Here is a 14621-nt window from a genome sequence, read left to right on the forward strand (position 1 = left end):
GACGAACGGCTGAAGAGCCCGGTGCGGCACGGACCCGATGTCCGGCCGGCGCCGGGCTTCGGCGTACCGCCATGTCGTTGAAAGGCGTTCCATGAACTGGCTTACCAACTACGTCCGTCCCAAGATCCGCGCGCTCTACGCCCGTAAGGAAGTGCCCGACAACCTCTGGCACAAGTGCCCGAGCTGCGAGTCGATGCTGTTCCACCGCGAGCTGGAAGAGAACCTGCACGTCTGCCAGCATTGCGGCTTCCACATGCGGCTCGACCCGGTCAAGCGGCTGGAGTCGATGTTCGATGACGGCGCCTATGAGGGTGTCGAGCTGCCGAAGTCGGTCGCCGACCCGCTGAAGTTCCGCGATCAGAAGCGCTACACCGACCGTCTGAAGGAGGCCCAGACCAAGACCGGCCGCACCGACGCCATCGTGGTCGGCGAGGGCCGCATCGGTGGCCATGCCGCCGTGGTCGCCGCCTTCGACTTCGGCTTCATGGGCGGGTCGATGGGCATCGCCGTCGGCGAAGGGCTGCTGACCGCCGCCCGGCTGGCGGTGGCGAAGAACGCGCCGCTGATCGTCGTTCCGGCCTCGGGCGGCGCGCGCATGCAGGAAGGCATCCTGTCGCTGATGCAGATGCCGCGCACCACCATCGCGGTGGAGATGGTCAAGGAAGCCGGCCTGCCCTACATCGTCGTGCTGACCGACCCGACCACCGGCGGCGTCACCGCCAGCTTCGCCATGCTGGGCGACATCCACATCGCCGAGAAGGGCGCGCAGATCGGCTTCGCCGGCGCCCGCGTGATCGAGAGCACGATCCGCGAGACGCTGCCGGAAGGCTTCCAGCGTTCCGAGTACCTGATGGAGCACGGCATGGTCGACATGGTCGTCCACCGCCGCGACCTGCGCCCGACGCTGGTCCGCACCATCGGCCTGCTGATGACGCCGCGCATCGACGCGGTGGTGGAGGACCTCGACCTGTCCGCCGCCCAGGCCGCCGACGGCGAGCCGGCACACCTTCCCGCCCAGCCGACCGCGGCCCAACCGGCGGCGATGCAGCAGGCGTCCACCCAGCCGTCGGCTCCCGTCCAGGCCGGCGACGACTGACCGGCACCCCTCGCCCATCCGACCAGAGACGATCATGACCGACGCCGCCCTTCCGCTCGCCAACCCGCCTGCCGGGCCGGCCGCGACCCGTTCCGACCCGGTGCTGGACCGGCTGAAGGGGCTTCATCCCAAGGTCATCGACCTGTCTCTGGACCGGGTGCACCGTCTGCTGGCGGCGCTGGACCATCCGGAGCGCAAGCTGCCGCCGGTGGTCCATGTCGCCGGCACCAACGGCAAGGGATCGACCGTCGCCTTCCTGCGCGCGATGCTGGAGGCGGCCGGCCACCGCGTCCATGTCTACACCTCGCCGCACCTCGTCCGTTTTCACGAGCGCATCCGTCTGTCCGGCCGGCTGATCGACGACGACCATCTGGCCGCCCTGCTGGAGGAATGCGAGGTCGCCAACGCCGGCAATCCGATCACCTTCTTCGAGGTGACGACGGTTGCGGCTTTCCTTGCCTTCTCCCGCATGCCGGCCGACGTGGTCCTGCTGGAAACCGGGCTGGGCGGTCGGCTGGACGCCACCAACGTGGTGGACAAGCCGGCGGTGACGGCGGTCACCCGCATCTCCTACGACCACCGCCAGTTCCTGGGCGAATCGCTGCTGGAGATCGGCAGCGAGAAGGCCGGCATCTTCAAGCCCCATGTCCCGGTGGTGCTGGCCCCGCAGCCGGAAGCCGACGCGCTGAGGGTGCTTAAGCTGCGCGCCAACGCCATCGCCGCGCCGATCCAGAGCTGGTCGGTGGAGGAGCGTCCGGACGGCTTTCGCTTCGAGAGCGCGAAGCGCAAGCTCGACCTGCCGATGCCGGGACTGGCCGGCGTCCACCAGATCACCAACGCCGGCGTCGCCATCGCCTGCCTCGACCACCTGCCGCTGGCGGTGGACGACGACGCGGTGCGCCGAGGCCTCGCCACCGTCGAATGGCCGGGGCGCCTGCAGCGCCTGACCCGCGGCCCGCTGGCCGCGAGCCTGCCGCCGGGCTGGGAACTGTGGCTGGACGGCGGCCACAACGATTCCGCCGGCGAGGTTCTGGCCCGTCAGGCGGTCGACTGGTCACGGGGCCAGAAGCCTGACGAGGGATCGGGGGGCGGCCCGGCCCTGCCGCTTCTGCTGATCTACGGCATGTTGTCCAGCAAGGACCCGTTCGAGTTCCTGGGCCCGCTGGCTCCCTTCACCCATGCCCTGCGCGCGGTGGCGATTCCGGGTGAGGAGGCGAGTTTCACCGCCGAGGAATCCTGCGAGACCGCCAAGCTCTGCGGCATCCGCGACCACGGCGCCGCGGACAGCGTGGGCGCCGCATTGGCCGATCTGGTGGCAGGCCGGCAGACCCCGGCGCGCGTGCTGATCTGCGGCTCGCTCTACCTCGCGGGCTCGGTGCTGGCGGAGAACGGTTGAGGATCTCAGGGTTTTGATCGGAGTTGCCGGCGGGACAACGGGTTCGCCGGCAATCTTCGCCGTGGGCAGCCATGTCGCCGTACCTATCTCAAGCCGTCTGACTTGCTCCGAAAAAGAAATGTGCTCGGCCAGTCGGTCAAAGGTCGTCGCGTATTTATGCTTCTTCGGCGGAGTTGCGTTTTTGAAAGCCGAAGCCATCGGAATTCTGCGTCTGCCTTCCGGCTCGCTGAATGGCATCGGCCAGTAGGTCCCATTGAGCATCCGGCAGCCGGGACAAGCCTTCGGACAGGGATTCGCGCCATTTCGGGCCCCTCAACCATGCCTCGATCCAGGCATCGGCAAGATCATGGTGATGCCTGCGGGCCATGGCGTCGATCAAAATTCCGGCTTGAATCAGGTCCTTGTCGGCTTTCAAGCGACCGCTTGGGTCGGCTCGCCGCCGTGCTGCGACGATCAGCTTATGCACGGCATACCGTTCCGGTGCTGGCACCCGGACCGGCACACCGCCGGCGTGAAGCAGAACCGACCGGACTGGGGTGTGGATTAGAAAGTCGAGGAACCGCAGGGGCTGGGCGGCCGCCCCGCCCAAGGCCGGCATGGCGGTGGGCTTGCCCTGATACTCGTCCTTGCCGGTGTTGGGCACCAGGAATTCCACCAGGAAACCTTTGCGGTTCCGGAACGCCGTGGCTTGACGGGCATCGGCCTGATGCGGCACCTCCTGGAAGCTGGCGTCCACCTGTCGGAGCACGTCGAGAATGGGCGGCAGGCTGTCCTCGACGGAAATCGACACCGAGTGGAACTGCGCGATGTCCATGTCCCCGGTGCGGAGATGGGCGGCGGGCAACCGGACCCCCAACAGTCCGGCGTAGCACTGAAAGGCCAGCGTGCCGACCAGCACGCCACGCAGCCTGAATACGCCGGCCTGCCACAGGGCCTCGGCAAGGTCGCCAGTGAAGGCGTCAGGCGACGGCAGCCCGGCGGCCTTCAGTGCCGACACCATTCGCCGCCGCTCGGTGAAGTCCGCCTTCAAGTCGCGGAACCTCTCGACACGGGCAGTGATCTCCGGGTCGTCGGCGGGGCCGACGTAGCGGCTGTAGCGGTGCCCATCCTTGTAACCTTGGAAGTACCAGTATCCTCGACCCTTGCGCTCCTTATTCGAGAAGCTGCCGGTGGCAGGAAATGCCGCGTCGAACTCGGCGTCCAGGCATCGCTGCTCCAGGTCGGCGAACATGGTCTGCATGGCCAGTCCGATTTCCCGCACAAGCTCCTCCAGCCCGGTTGCCTTCAAATTCGGATTTTACAGGCAACCAACGGGCTGACAAGTTTGGACATTACCGTCGGGTTTCGTCTGAAGGGCGATCGATATGCCTGTTGCCGGCCTGACGCCCAAACACAAAAAAGCGGGCCAGATGCCGTTCCCGGCAACGCCCGCTGACGATCCATCGACTTGTCTTACCCTTCCAACGAAGGGGGAAATGGTGGAGCCGAGGAGGATCGAACTCCCGACCTACGCATTGCGAACGCGTCGCTCTCCCAGCTGAGCTACGGCCCCACACTCACACCGTGGCGTCTTCGTCGTCCCGGCGTGGCGCGGATATTGTCCATCACCGGGGGTGCTGTCAAGCGCTTGATTCAGAAAAAATGAAGCGGGTGTGGGAGGGCGCGGCACGGGGCATAGGACGGCCCATCCGCCGCAGGCCGCTCGGCCGATCTGCGGGCCGCCGTACTGGACAGGTCTCCGCGCTTATGCTTAGGGTGCCCGGAAAAGGCTGGCGCCCGCAGCGCAACGCTCTGCGCGCGGCCGTCGCAAAAACCGCACTGGAGCTGGCCCGGCATGATCGCGCTGTATTTGCTCATCAACACCATCCTGGACCTGTTCTTCTGGGTCCTGATCCTGTCGGCGATCCTCAGCTGGCTGGTGGCCTTCAACGTGGTGAACACGCGCAACCGCGCGGTCTATCTGATCGGCGACTTCCTGTACCGCATCACCGAGCCGGTGCTGCGCCCCATCCGCCGCGTCCTGCCCAACATGGGCGGGCTGGACCTGTCGCCGATCGTCGTGCTGCTGGCGATCTCCTTCATCCAGAACCTGCTGGCGCAATACTGGCCGCGCTTCTGACCGTGGCGTCCTCCTCCCCCATCGAGGCGGTGGCCGACGGCCTGCGCGTCGCGCTCCGGGTGACGCCCAAGGCGTCGCGCAACGCGGTGACCGGCACCGCCGACACCGCGGGCGGGGGGAAGGTTCTGAAACTGGCGGTCACGGCGGTGCCGGAAAACGGCAAAGCCAACGAGGCCGTCATAAAACTGTTGTCGAAGGCATGGAAACTGCCCAAGACCAGCCTGACGGTGGTGGCCGGCGCCACCGACCGGAACAAGATTCTGCATGTGGCGGGCGACCCGGCAATTCTGCTGCCGCGGCTGTCCGCTCTGATCGACGATGTGGGTAGCGAGGGTGGAGAGTAGCATGGCGGACGCGAAGATCATCGACGGCAAGGCCTTCGCGGCCGGCCTGCGTGCGCGGGTGGCGGACGGTGTGGCGGCGCTGAAGGCCAGCCATGGCGTCACCCCCGGTCTGGCCGTCGTGCTGGTGGGCGAGGATCCGGCCAGCCAGGTCTATGTCCGTTCCAAGGAGCGGGCGTTGGTCGAACTCGGCATGAACAGCTTCGACCATCACGAGCCGGCCGACATGGCCGAAGCCGACCTGCTGGCGCTGATCGACCGCCTGAACGCCGACCCGGCGGTGCATGGCATCCTGGTCCAGCTGCCGCTGCCCAAGCACATCGACAGCCAGAAGGTGCTGGCCCGCATCGTCCCGGAAAAGGACGCCGACGGCTTCCACGTCGTCAATGCCGGCCTGCTCGCCACCGGCCAGCCGGGCGCCATCGTGCCCTGCACCCCGCTGGGCAGCCTGCTGCTGATCCGCGACACGCTGGGCCGCGATCTGAAGGGCAAGCGCGCGCTGGTGCTCGGCCGCTCCAACATCGTCGGCAAGCCGATGGCCCAGCTGCTGCTGCAGGCCGACTGCACGGTGACGATGGCCCATTCCCGCACCGTCGATCTGCCGGCGGAATGCCGCCGCGCCGACATCCTGGTCGCGGCGGTCGGCCGGCCGGAGATGGTGCGCGGCGACTGGATCAAGCCGGGCGCCACGGTGATCGATGTCGGTATCAACCGCGTCGCGGCGGCGGAGCCGGGCAAGACCCGTCTGGTCGGTGACGTCGCCTTCGACGAGGCGGTGAAGGTCGCCGGCGCCATCACGCCGGTGCCGGGCGGCGTCGGCCCGATGACCATCGCCTGCCTGATGCTGAACACGCTGGCCGCCGCCTGCCGCGCCGCCGGCGCACCGGTGCCGGAAGAGGCGAGCCTGGGGGCTGCGCGTTGATCACCGTCCACGCCCGTGCCGAAGACGGGCGGGTGGTGCGCCAGCCGCTGGAGCTCGGCGAGGATCTGCCGGGCGGCGCGGTCTGGATCGACCTCCTGCGTCCGACCGAAGCGGAGCGCGCCCATGTCGGCGCGCTGACCGGCTGCGACCTGCCGACGCGCGAGGAAATGAAGGAGATCGAGGCCTCCAGCCAGCTCTATGTCGAGGGGGAGGGGATCTACATGACCTCTCCCATCATCTCGCGCGCCACCTCGCCCCATCCGGAGCAGGGCGAGCTGACCTTCGTGCTGACCCCGCGCCATCTCATCACGCTGCGCTACACCGAACCGCTGCCGGTCATCACCTTCGCCGCCCGCTGCGTCCGCCAGCCGGAACTGCTGGCGACGGGGGAGAGCGCGCTGTTCGGCCTGCTGGATGCGGTGATCGACCGGGTCGCCGACGTGCTGGAGCTGGTCGGCGGCCGCATCGACGAGCTGTCGGCCCGGGTCTTCGACGATTCGCTGGATGGCGGCGGCTTCGGCAAGGCGGCCAAGAAGCCGGACGAATTGCAGGACGTGCTGCGCGGCATCGGCCGGGCCGGCGACCTGACCCACAAGGTGCGCGACAGCCTCGCCGGGCTCGACCGGCTGGTGGTGTTCATGACCTCGGTCAGCGGTGGCCGGCTGAACAAGGAACAGAAGACCGCGCTGAAGACGATGACGCGCGACTTGCGCTCCCTGACCGAACATGCCGGCTTCCTGGCGCATGAGGCGAACTTCCTGCTCGACGCCACGCTGGGCCTGATCAACATCGAACAGAACGCCATCATCAAGATCTTCTCGGTCGTCTCGGTGGCGCTGATGCCGCCGACGCTGATCGCGTCCGCCTATGGCATGAATTTCAAGCACATGCCCGAACTGGACTGGGACTTCGGCTATCCCATGGCCATCCTGCTGATGGTGCTGTCGGCGGTGGTCCCGCTCTGGTACTTCCGCCGGCGCGGCTGGCTTTAACAACGGAAACTCCGATGACGACCATCCTGCCCGCCGCCGCCCTCGACGCGCTTCTGGCGCAGGATGTTCCCTACGGCGACCTGACCACCGACGCGCTCGGCATCGCCGCCCGCCCGGCGCGGATGAGCTTCGCCGCCCGCGGCACCATGGTGCTGGCGGGGACCGAGGAGGCGGCGCGGCTGGTGGAGAAGGCCGGCGGCCATATCCTGCGCGTGGAGCCCAGCGGCACCGCCGCCGATACCGGCGCGGTCTTCCTCGAGGCGGACGGCCCGGCCGGGGCGCTGCATCGGGCCTGGAAGGTGGCGCAGACCCTGGTGGAATACGCCTCCGGCATCGCCACCCGCGCCCGGCGCATCGTCGAGGCCGCTCCCGGCGTCACCGTCGCCTGCACCCGCAAGAATTTTCCAGGATCCAAGGACCTCAGCGTCAAGGCGGTGCAGGCGGGCGGGGCGGTGATGCACCGGCTGGGCCTGTCGGAAACGCTGCTGGTCTTCCCTGAACACCGCGCCTTCCTGACCGAACCGCCGGAGGCGTGGATCGCCGCGCTGCGCCGCAAGGCTCCGGAAAAGAAGATCGTGGTCGAGGTCGGATCGGTGGAGGAGGCGGTGGCCTTCGCGCAGGCCGGCGCCGACGTGATCCAGCTGGAAAAGCTGCCGCCCGACGCCGCCCGCGCGGTGATCGAGGCGACAAGGCACCTGACTCCGCCGCCGGTTGTCGCCCCGGCCGGCGGGGTGACCGAGGCGAACGCCGCCGCCTATGCCGCCGCCGGCTGCCGCCTGCTGATCACCTCCGCCCCCTTCTTCGGCCAGCCTGCCGACGTGAAGGTGGTGCTGAAGCCGGCGTGACGGTGAAGCCCGCGACGGCACGTCGCAGCTCTTCATAATCCTGATTTTGCGAGTGAAATTTCTTCCGCAATACCTATGCGTGCGCCACAGTGGCGGCGCGGACGGGATGGCGGACTGGCCGCCATCCCCGCCGCTTACGAGGAGTGAAGAGGATGTCGCAAATCCTCAAGCTCCTGATCCTCGTGCTGGAGATCGTCAAGCGGCTGCTTGACCTCTACCGGTAAGGATCGGGCCGGCGGGCAGGGGATAGGCGCCCCTGCCCGCCAAGCCTGATATTGCCCTATCCGCGCCCGTAGTCAACCGCCGGTATAGGAACCTTCACGCCGCCAGCCCGCCGCCCAGTTCGATCCGCACTTCCACCACGCCGGGCTCGTCCAGGTTCTCCTTGCGGACGAATCCCAGGGCGCGGCACATGTTCAGCATGTTGGTGTTCTCGCGCAGAACCTCGCCATAGACCTCCTTGATGCCGCGCGAGCGGGCGTAATCCAGGATCTTGTTCATCAGGATATAGCCCAGCCCCTGGCCCTTCATGTCGGACCGCACCATCACCGCATATTCGGCGCGGCGGTTGTCGGGGTCGGCGGTGATGCGCACCACGCCATACATGATGGTCTCACCGGTTTGCGGGTCGGGACCGACGGCGATCAGCCCCATCTCGCGGTCGTAGTCGATCTGGGTCAGGCGCGCCGCCGCCTGATGGGACAGCCGCTTCAAGGGCGCGAAGAAGCGCAGGCGCAGGTCTTCGGCCGTCTGGTTCTCCACCAGATGGTGCACCAGCGGCTCATCCTCCGGCAGGATCGGGCGGACGAAGAACTGGCGGCCATCCTTGATGGTGATGCGGTCTTCCAGCGACTTCGGATACGGCCGGATCGCCAGCCTTGCCGCGCCGGCCAGCACCGGCACGCCGACCTTGATGCGGGCGTCCAGCGCCAGCACGCCGTCGGCATCGGCCAGCAGCGGGTTGATGTCCATCTCCGCGATCTCGGGGAAATCGACCACCAGCTGGCTGACCTTGTTCAGCGTCAGCGCCACCGCGTCCAGATCGACCGCCGCGCGCGAGCGGTAGCCCTGCAGCTGGCGATGGATGCGGGTGCGGCTCATCTGCTCGGCCGCCAGCTTCATGTTCAGCGGCGGCAGGGCCAGCGCGTAATCCTCCACCACCTCGACGCCGATGCCGCCCTCGCCGAACAGCAGGACCGGGCCGAACATCTCGTTCTCGGTCATGCCGACGATCAGCTCATAGGCGTCGGGGCGGACGGCCATCTCCTGCACGGTGAAGCCCTCGATCTTTGCCTCCGGCGCCAGTTCGGCGACGCGGGCCAGCATCGCCTCCGCCTCCGTCTTCACGTCCTCCGGGCTGGTCAGGCCCAGAGCGACGCCGCCGACGTCGGATTTGTGGGTGATGTCGTGTGACAGTATCTTCAGCGCGATCGGCCCGCCGATGACGCGGGCGGCGTTGGCCGCCTCCTCCGGCGTCTCGGCGACGCGGGTGTCGACCACCGGGATGCCGTAGGCCGCCAGCACGCGCTTGGCCTCATATTCGCTGAGCCACTCGCGCTTCTCGGCCATGGCACGGGAGACCACCTTCTTCACGGTGATCTCGTCGGGCTGGAAATCCTCCGCCACCGACGGCGGGGTCTCCATCAATAGCTGCTGGCTGCGGCGGTAGCGCACCAGATGCATGAAGGCGCGCACCGCGTCGGACGGGCCGTTGTAGGTCGGGATGCGACTTTCGGCGAACAGCTTGCGCGCCTCCATCGCCGACTGGTCGCCGATCCAGCTGGTGAGCACCGGGTGGCGGCGCGCCTTGTTGGCCTGCACCGTTTCCGTCACCGCCTGGGCGATGGCCTCGCTGTCGGTCAGGGCGGACGGGCAGTGCAGGACCAGCACCGCGTCGTTGCCGGTGTCCTGCATCAGCGCGTTCAGCGCCTCGGCATAGCGTTTGGGCGTGGCGTCGGCGCCGATGCGCAGCGGGTTGCGGAAGGGCGCACCGCCCGGCTGCGGACCCAGCGCCTTGGCCAGAGTCTCCTGCGTCTCAGGCGCCAGGGCGGCGAGCTGGCCGCCGGCCTGGATCAGCTTGTCGGTGGCCATGACGCCCATGCCGCCGCCGTTGGTCAGGATCGCCAGCCGGTCGCCGGTGATCGGCACCCCGGTGCCCAGCGTCCCGGCGGCGTCGAACAGCTCGGCCAGATCGTTCACCCGCAGCACGCCGGCCCGGCGGAACACCGCGTCATAGACGGCGTCCGACACCGCCAGCGCCCCGGTGTGCGACGCCGCCGCCTCCTGCGCCTCGTCGGAGCGGCCGGCCTTGATGACGATCACCGGCTTCTGGCGCGAGGCGGAGCGGGCGGCCGACATGAATTTGCGGGCCTGCGTGATGCTCTCGATATAGAGCAGGATGGCGCGCACCGTGACGTCGGAGGCGAGATAGTCCAGCAGGTCGCCGAAATCGACGTCGCCGCGGTCGCCCAGCGACACCAGATGCGAGAAGCCGATCCCGCGCGAGGTCGCCCAATCGGCAACCGAGGTCAGCACCATGGAGCTTTGCGCCACCAGCGCCACGTCGCCCTTGCGCGGCGCCACCGGTGCGAAGCTGGCGTTCATGCCGCGGCCCGGCACCATTGCACCCAGGCTGTTGGGGCCCAGCACCCGCATCAGATAAGGCTTCGCTGCGTCCAGCATCGCCTGCGTCTGCTCGGCCGACATGCCGTTGGTCATGACGATGGCGGCCTTGGTCCCGCGCTTGCCCAGCGCGTCGATGGTCGCCGCCACCGTGGCCGGCGCCGTGCAGATGACGCCCAGGTCCGGCGTGATCGGCAGGCTGTCCACCGTCTTGTAGGTCAGCACCCCTTCCACCGCGCGTTCGGTCGGGTTGACCGGCATCACCGGCCCGTCGAATCCGGCCTGGAACAGGTTGCGGGCCACCACGGCCCCCACCGTGCCCGGCTTGCGGCTGGCGCCGATCAGGGCGATCGAGGCGGGCTTGAACAGCTTGTCGAGGTTGCGAACGGTCATGACCGGATCCGGTGCTGGGAAAAGGCGCCGGCCCCCAGTCTGCCACGGGATGCCGACGGTTTTGATGACGAACAGCGCCGGCCCGGACTTTCATCCCCGCCATTTGCTGCGGCGCAACATTACGGGCTGGTATGACCATTGGGCAAGGGGGCGTTTCGTCGCGCCTATGCAAAACCGCCCGCCAAAACCCGCAAGCGGTCCGATGCGTACTTGCGGACGGGCGCCGTCCCTCGCCAAGCTGTCCGCCGGACCAGTCGTCAACCTGCGCAAAGGAGCCTGTTCATGAAGGTCGGAATCGTCGGGGCCGGGTTCGTCGGCAGCACCGCCGCCTTCGCCATGGTGACCACCGGTGCGGCGAGCGAGGTCGTGCTGGTCGACATGAACGAGGCGCTGGCCCAGGCCCAGGCCCAGGATATCGCCCATGCCGTGCCCTTCACCCATGCCGTCACCGTCCGCGCCGGCACCTACGCCGCGCTGGAGGGGGCGGGCGTGGTCGTGCTGTCGGCCGGCGTCGCCCAGAAGCCGGGGGAAACCCGGCTGGAGTTGCTGGAGCGCAATGCCAAGGTGTTCGGCGCCATCATTCCGCAGGTGCTGAAGGCCGCCCCCGACGCCGTGCTGCTGGTCGCCAGCAACCCGGTCGACGTGATGACGCAGATCGCCACCAGGATCAGCGGCCTGCCGCGCAACCGGGTCATCGGCTCCGGCACCGTGCTGGATACCGCCCGCTTCCGCGCCCTGCTGGCGGAACAGCTGGCGGTGACGCCGCGCTCCGTCCACGCCCATGTGGTCGGCGAGCATGGCGACTCGGAGGTTCTGCTGTGGTCGAGCGCCACCGTCGCCGGCTTGTCCGTCGAGCAGGCGGCCGCCCAGCTGCGCCGCAGCCTGACGGCGGAGGACCGCGCCGCCATCGACGAGGGGGTGCGCCGCGCCGCCTACCGCATCATCAACGGCAAGGGCCACACCGCCTTCGGCATCGGCGGCGGGCTGGCCCGGCTGGTGTCGGCCATCGGCGCCGACGAACGGCTGGTGGCGACCTGCGCCATGCTGACCGACGATGTCTGCGGCGTCCAGCAGGTGGTGCTGTCGCTGCCGCGCGTCATCGGCGCCGGCGGCGTGGTGGACACCGTGCTGCCCAACCTGTCGGCGGAGGAGGAATCGGCACTCCGCCACAGCGCCGAGATCCTGAAGGAGGCGGCGGACGGGGTGGAGCGCCGGATGGGCTGGGGCGGCTGAGACGATCCGGTAAACGCAAATCGGCCGGCGTCAGGTCACCGACGCCGGCCGCTTCACGGGCGATCAGAGGGGGCGATCCGAAATCGCCGCTACCTTCAGACCACCGGACCCGGGGTGCCCTTGTTGGCTTCCAGGGCGCGGGCCAGGCCTTCCTCGATCTTCTTGGCGGCCTCTTCGGCGTTGCCCCAGCCGCGGACCTTCACCCACTTGTTCTTCTCGAGATCCTTGTAGTGCTCGAAGAAGTGGGCGATCTGCTCGATCACGATGGACGGCAGGTCGGTGTAGTCCTTCACGTCGGTGTAGAACGGGTGCAGCTTGTCGACCGGAACGGCCAGCAGCTTCTCGTCCTCGCCGGCCTCGTCCTCCATGTACAGGACGCCGATGGGGCGCGAGCGCAGGACCGCGCCGGGGACGACGCCGTGCTGGCCGACGACGCAGACGTCCACCGGATCGCCGTCACCCGACAGGGTGTGCGGGATGAAGCCGTAGTTGCAGGGATAGAACATGGCGGTGTGCAGGAAACGGTCGACGAACACCGCGCCGGAGTCCTTGTCGACCTCGTACTTCACCGGCTGGCCGCCGATCGGAATCTCGATGACGACGTTGACGTCCCAGGGGGGATTCTTGCCCGCGGCGAGCTTGCTCAGATCCATGTATCGCGTTCCTTCGACTGGCGTATTCAGGGCACGTTCTTGTTTTGGCGCCGATGCCCGGTCCCGGCGCCACGCGGGGCGGGAGTTTAGGCGGAACGCACCCTGAGTCCAAGGAACTTGCGCTGGCTCTTGCGCAGGTGCGGCAAAGCGGCAACCCTGACGGCCATGGCCCGCCCGATCCTTCTTCTCCTCACCCTTCTGGCTCTGCTGGCGCCCCTGTCCGCAAGGGCTGACTCGCCCAATCACGGCATCGCCCATCACGGCATCGCCATGCATGGCGACCTTGCCCTGCCGCCGGACTTCACCGCCTTGCCATACGTCAACCCGGCGGCGCCCAAGGGCGGCACCATCCGGCAGGCGGTGACCGGCAGCTTCGACAGCCTGCATCCGCACATCGTCAAGGGCGTGCCGGCGCTGGGGATGGGCTATGTCTTCGAAACGCTGCTGACGCGGTCGTGGGACGAGCCCTTCTCGCTCTACGGGCTGCTGGCCGACCGGGTCGATGTGGCCGACGACCGCTCCGCCGTCAGCTTCCACATCAACCCCAAGGCGCGCTGGCATGACGGGACGCCGGTGACCGCCGCCGACGTGCTGTTCTCGCTGGAGGCGCAGCGGCAGCACGGCACCCCCAACCGCCGCCTGTTCTACGCCAAGGTCACGGCGGCCGAGGCGCCGGACCCGCAGACCGTCCGCTTCACCTTCGCACCCAATCCAGACGGCAGCATCGACCGCGAGATGCCGCTGCTGATGGGGCTGATGCCGATCCATTCCAAGGCCTTCTGGTCGACCCGCGACTTCAGCCGCACGACGCTGGAACCGATCCTGGGCAGCGGCCCCTACCGCGTCGCCTCGGTCGATCCCGGCCGCCGCATCGTCTATGAGCGGGTGACCGACTATTGGGGCCGCGACCTGCCGGTCCGCGTCGGCCAGTTCAACGCCGACCGGCTGGAGTTCGACTATTACCGCGACGATTCCGTGGCGCTGGAGGCCTTCAAGGCAGGACAGGGCGACGTTCGTTACGAAAGCGATCCGGCCAAATGGGCCACCGGCTACGACGGCCCGGCGCTCAGCGATGGCCGCATCGTTCGGGAGGAATTGCCGAACAACCGCCCCGAGCCGGCGCGCGGCCTGATCTTCAACACCCGCCGGCCGGTCTTCGCCGATGTCCGGGTGCGCCGGGCGCTGGGGATGGCGACCGATTTCGACTGGATCGGCCGCAACCTGTTCCACGGCCTGCTGACCCGCACCGCCAGCTACTACCCCAACTCCGAACTGGCCGCTCGCGGCCTGCCGGACGGCGAGGAGTTGCGGGCGCTGGAGCCCTTCCGCGACCGCCTGCCGCCCGACCTCTTCACCAAGCCCTTTGCCCTTCCCGAAACCGGCGGCGGCCCCGCCGGCCTGCGCGCCAACCGGCGCGAGGCGATGCGGCTGCTGGAGCAGGCCGGCTGGCGGGTGCGCGACGGCCGGCTGGCCGACGATGCTGGAAACCGTTTCGCCTTCGAAATCCTCCTGTCCGAACCGTCGGAGGAACGGGTGGCGCTGGAATTCGCCCGCTCGCTGGAACCGCTGGGGATCGAGGCGCGCGTCCGCACGGTGGACAGCGCGCAGTTCCAGGCCCGGCTGGACGGTTTCGATTTCGATATGACCATGCGCTGGTGGGCGTCCAGCCTGTCGCCGGGCAACGAGCAGCTCTATTATTACGGATCCGATGCGGCGGGGCAGGAGGGCAGCCGCAACCTTGCCGGCATCCGCGACCCGGTGGTCGACGCGCTGGCCCGCTCCATCGCCGCCGCCACCACGCGGGCGGCGCTGGTCGGCCGGGTGCGGGCGCTCGACCGGGTGCTGCTGTGGGGGCATTACATGGTCCCGCTGTTCCACAGCCCGGTGGACCGCATCGCCCGCTGGTCGACCCTGCACCGTCCAGCCGTCACCCCGCTCTATGGCCCGATGCTGGAAAGCTGGTGGGTGGAATAGCCGCAGGGGCAATGGAAACCGGCGGCGGCTTCGCT

General features: G+C 68.4%; 12 protein-coding genes and 1 tRNA gene. 9 read left to right on the forward strand and 4 right to left on the reverse strand.

Annotated features, from left to right (window positions below; all coding sequences use genetic code 11):
• Window positions 1-91: 91 nt before the first annotated feature.
• Window positions 92-1096 (forward strand): acetyl-CoA carboxylase, carboxyltransferase subunit beta, encoded by a 1005-nt coding sequence (accD, locus tag PWS46_RS13865; RefSeq protein ID WP_434616288.1) that lies wholly within the window; start codon window positions 92-94, stop codon window positions 1094-1096.
• Window positions 1097-1130: 34 nt separating this feature from the next.
• A complete protein-coding gene (locus PWS46_RS13870) occupies window positions 1131-2492 on the forward strand; it encodes a bifunctional folylpolyglutamate synthase/dihydrofolate synthase (RefSeq protein ID WP_434616291.1) in 1362 nt (453 codons plus the stop codon).
• A gap of 154 nt (window positions 2493-2646) precedes the next feature.
• Here the strand turns inward: PWS46_RS13870 and PWS46_RS13875 are convergent, their stop codons facing one another.
• The gene (locus PWS46_RS13875; protein ID WP_434616294.1) at window positions 2647-3732 is read right to left on the reverse strand and encodes a nucleotidyltransferase family protein; all 1086 of its coding nucleotides are present in this window, start codon (window positions 3730-3732) and stop codon (window positions 2647-2649) included.
• A 236-nt stretch (window positions 3733-3968) separates the two neighbouring features.
• Window positions 3969-4044, reverse strand: a tRNA-Ala gene (locus PWS46_RS13880).
• Between the two features lie 282 nt (window positions 4045-4326).
• On the opposite strand from PWS46_RS13880, the gene PWS46_RS13885 reads away from it, so the two are divergent.
• The 5 genes from PWS46_RS13885 to modD are packed head-to-tail and all read left to right on the forward strand — an operon-like array spanning window position 4327 to window position 7711.
• Window positions 4327-4611 (forward strand): YggT family protein, encoded by a 285-nt coding sequence (locus tag PWS46_RS13885; protein ID WP_109073245.1) that lies wholly within the window; start codon window positions 4327-4329, stop codon window positions 4609-4611.
• 29 nt (window positions 4612-4640) lie between these two features.
• Window positions 4641-4955, forward strand: coding sequence for a DUF167 domain-containing protein (locus tag PWS46_RS13890; protein WP_434616297.1), 315 nt, complete (start codon window positions 4641-4643; stop codon window positions 4953-4955).
• A 1-nt stretch (window position 4956) separates the two neighbouring features.
• A complete protein-coding gene (gene folD / locus PWS46_RS13895; protein WP_434616300.1) occupies window positions 4957-5874 on the forward strand; it encodes a bifunctional methylenetetrahydrofolate dehydrogenase/methenyltetrahydrofolate cyclohydrolase FolD in 918 nt (305 codons plus the stop codon).
• Window positions 5871-6866 carry a magnesium transporter CorA family protein gene (locus PWS46_RS13900; protein ID WP_434616303.1) on the forward strand — a complete coding sequence of 332 codons (996 nt, stop codon included), beginning with the start codon at window positions 5871-5873 and terminating at the stop codon, window positions 6864-6866. The genes folD and PWS46_RS13900 overlap by 4 nt, the downstream gene beginning before the upstream one ends.
• Before the next feature lie 14 nt (window positions 6867-6880).
• On the forward strand, window positions 6881-7711 hold the full coding sequence (gene modD, locus PWS46_RS13905; RefSeq protein WP_434616306.1) for a ModD protein: 831 nt from the start codon (window positions 6881-6883) through the stop codon (window positions 7709-7711).
• A gap of 318 nt (window positions 7712-8029) precedes the next feature.
• Here the strand turns inward: modD and PWS46_RS13910 are convergent, their stop codons facing one another.
• A complete protein-coding gene (locus PWS46_RS13910; RefSeq protein WP_434616308.1) occupies window positions 8030-10726 on the reverse strand; it encodes a bifunctional acetate--CoA ligase family protein/GNAT family N-acetyltransferase in 2697 nt (898 codons plus the stop codon).
• A gap of 282 nt (window positions 10727-11008) precedes the next feature.
• Here PWS46_RS13910 and PWS46_RS13915 point away from each other — a divergent pair, with 282 nt between their 5' ends.
• The gene (locus tag PWS46_RS13915) at window positions 11009-11959 is read left to right on the forward strand and encodes an L-lactate dehydrogenase (RefSeq protein WP_434616311.1); all 951 of its coding nucleotides are present in this window, start codon (window positions 11009-11011) and stop codon (window positions 11957-11959) included.
• Between the two features lie 95 nt (window positions 11960-12054).
• Here the strand turns inward: PWS46_RS13915 and ppa are convergent, their stop codons facing one another.
• A complete protein-coding gene (gene ppa, locus PWS46_RS13920) occupies window positions 12055-12612 on the reverse strand; it encodes an inorganic diphosphatase (protein WP_434616314.1) in 558 nt (185 codons plus the stop codon).
• 165 nt (window positions 12613-12777) lie between these two features.
• Here ppa and PWS46_RS13925 point away from each other — a divergent pair, with 165 nt between their 5' ends.
• Window positions 12778-14586 (forward strand): extracellular solute-binding protein, encoded by a 1809-nt coding sequence (locus tag PWS46_RS13925; RefSeq protein WP_434616317.1) that lies wholly within the window; start codon window positions 12778-12780, stop codon window positions 14584-14586.
• Window positions 14587-14621 lie beyond the last annotated feature (35 nt).

Source organism: Azospirillum sp. B2RO_4 (assembly GCF_051124815.1).
Lineage (GTDB): Bacteria > Pseudomonadota > Alphaproteobacteria > Azospirillales > Azospirillaceae > Azospirillum.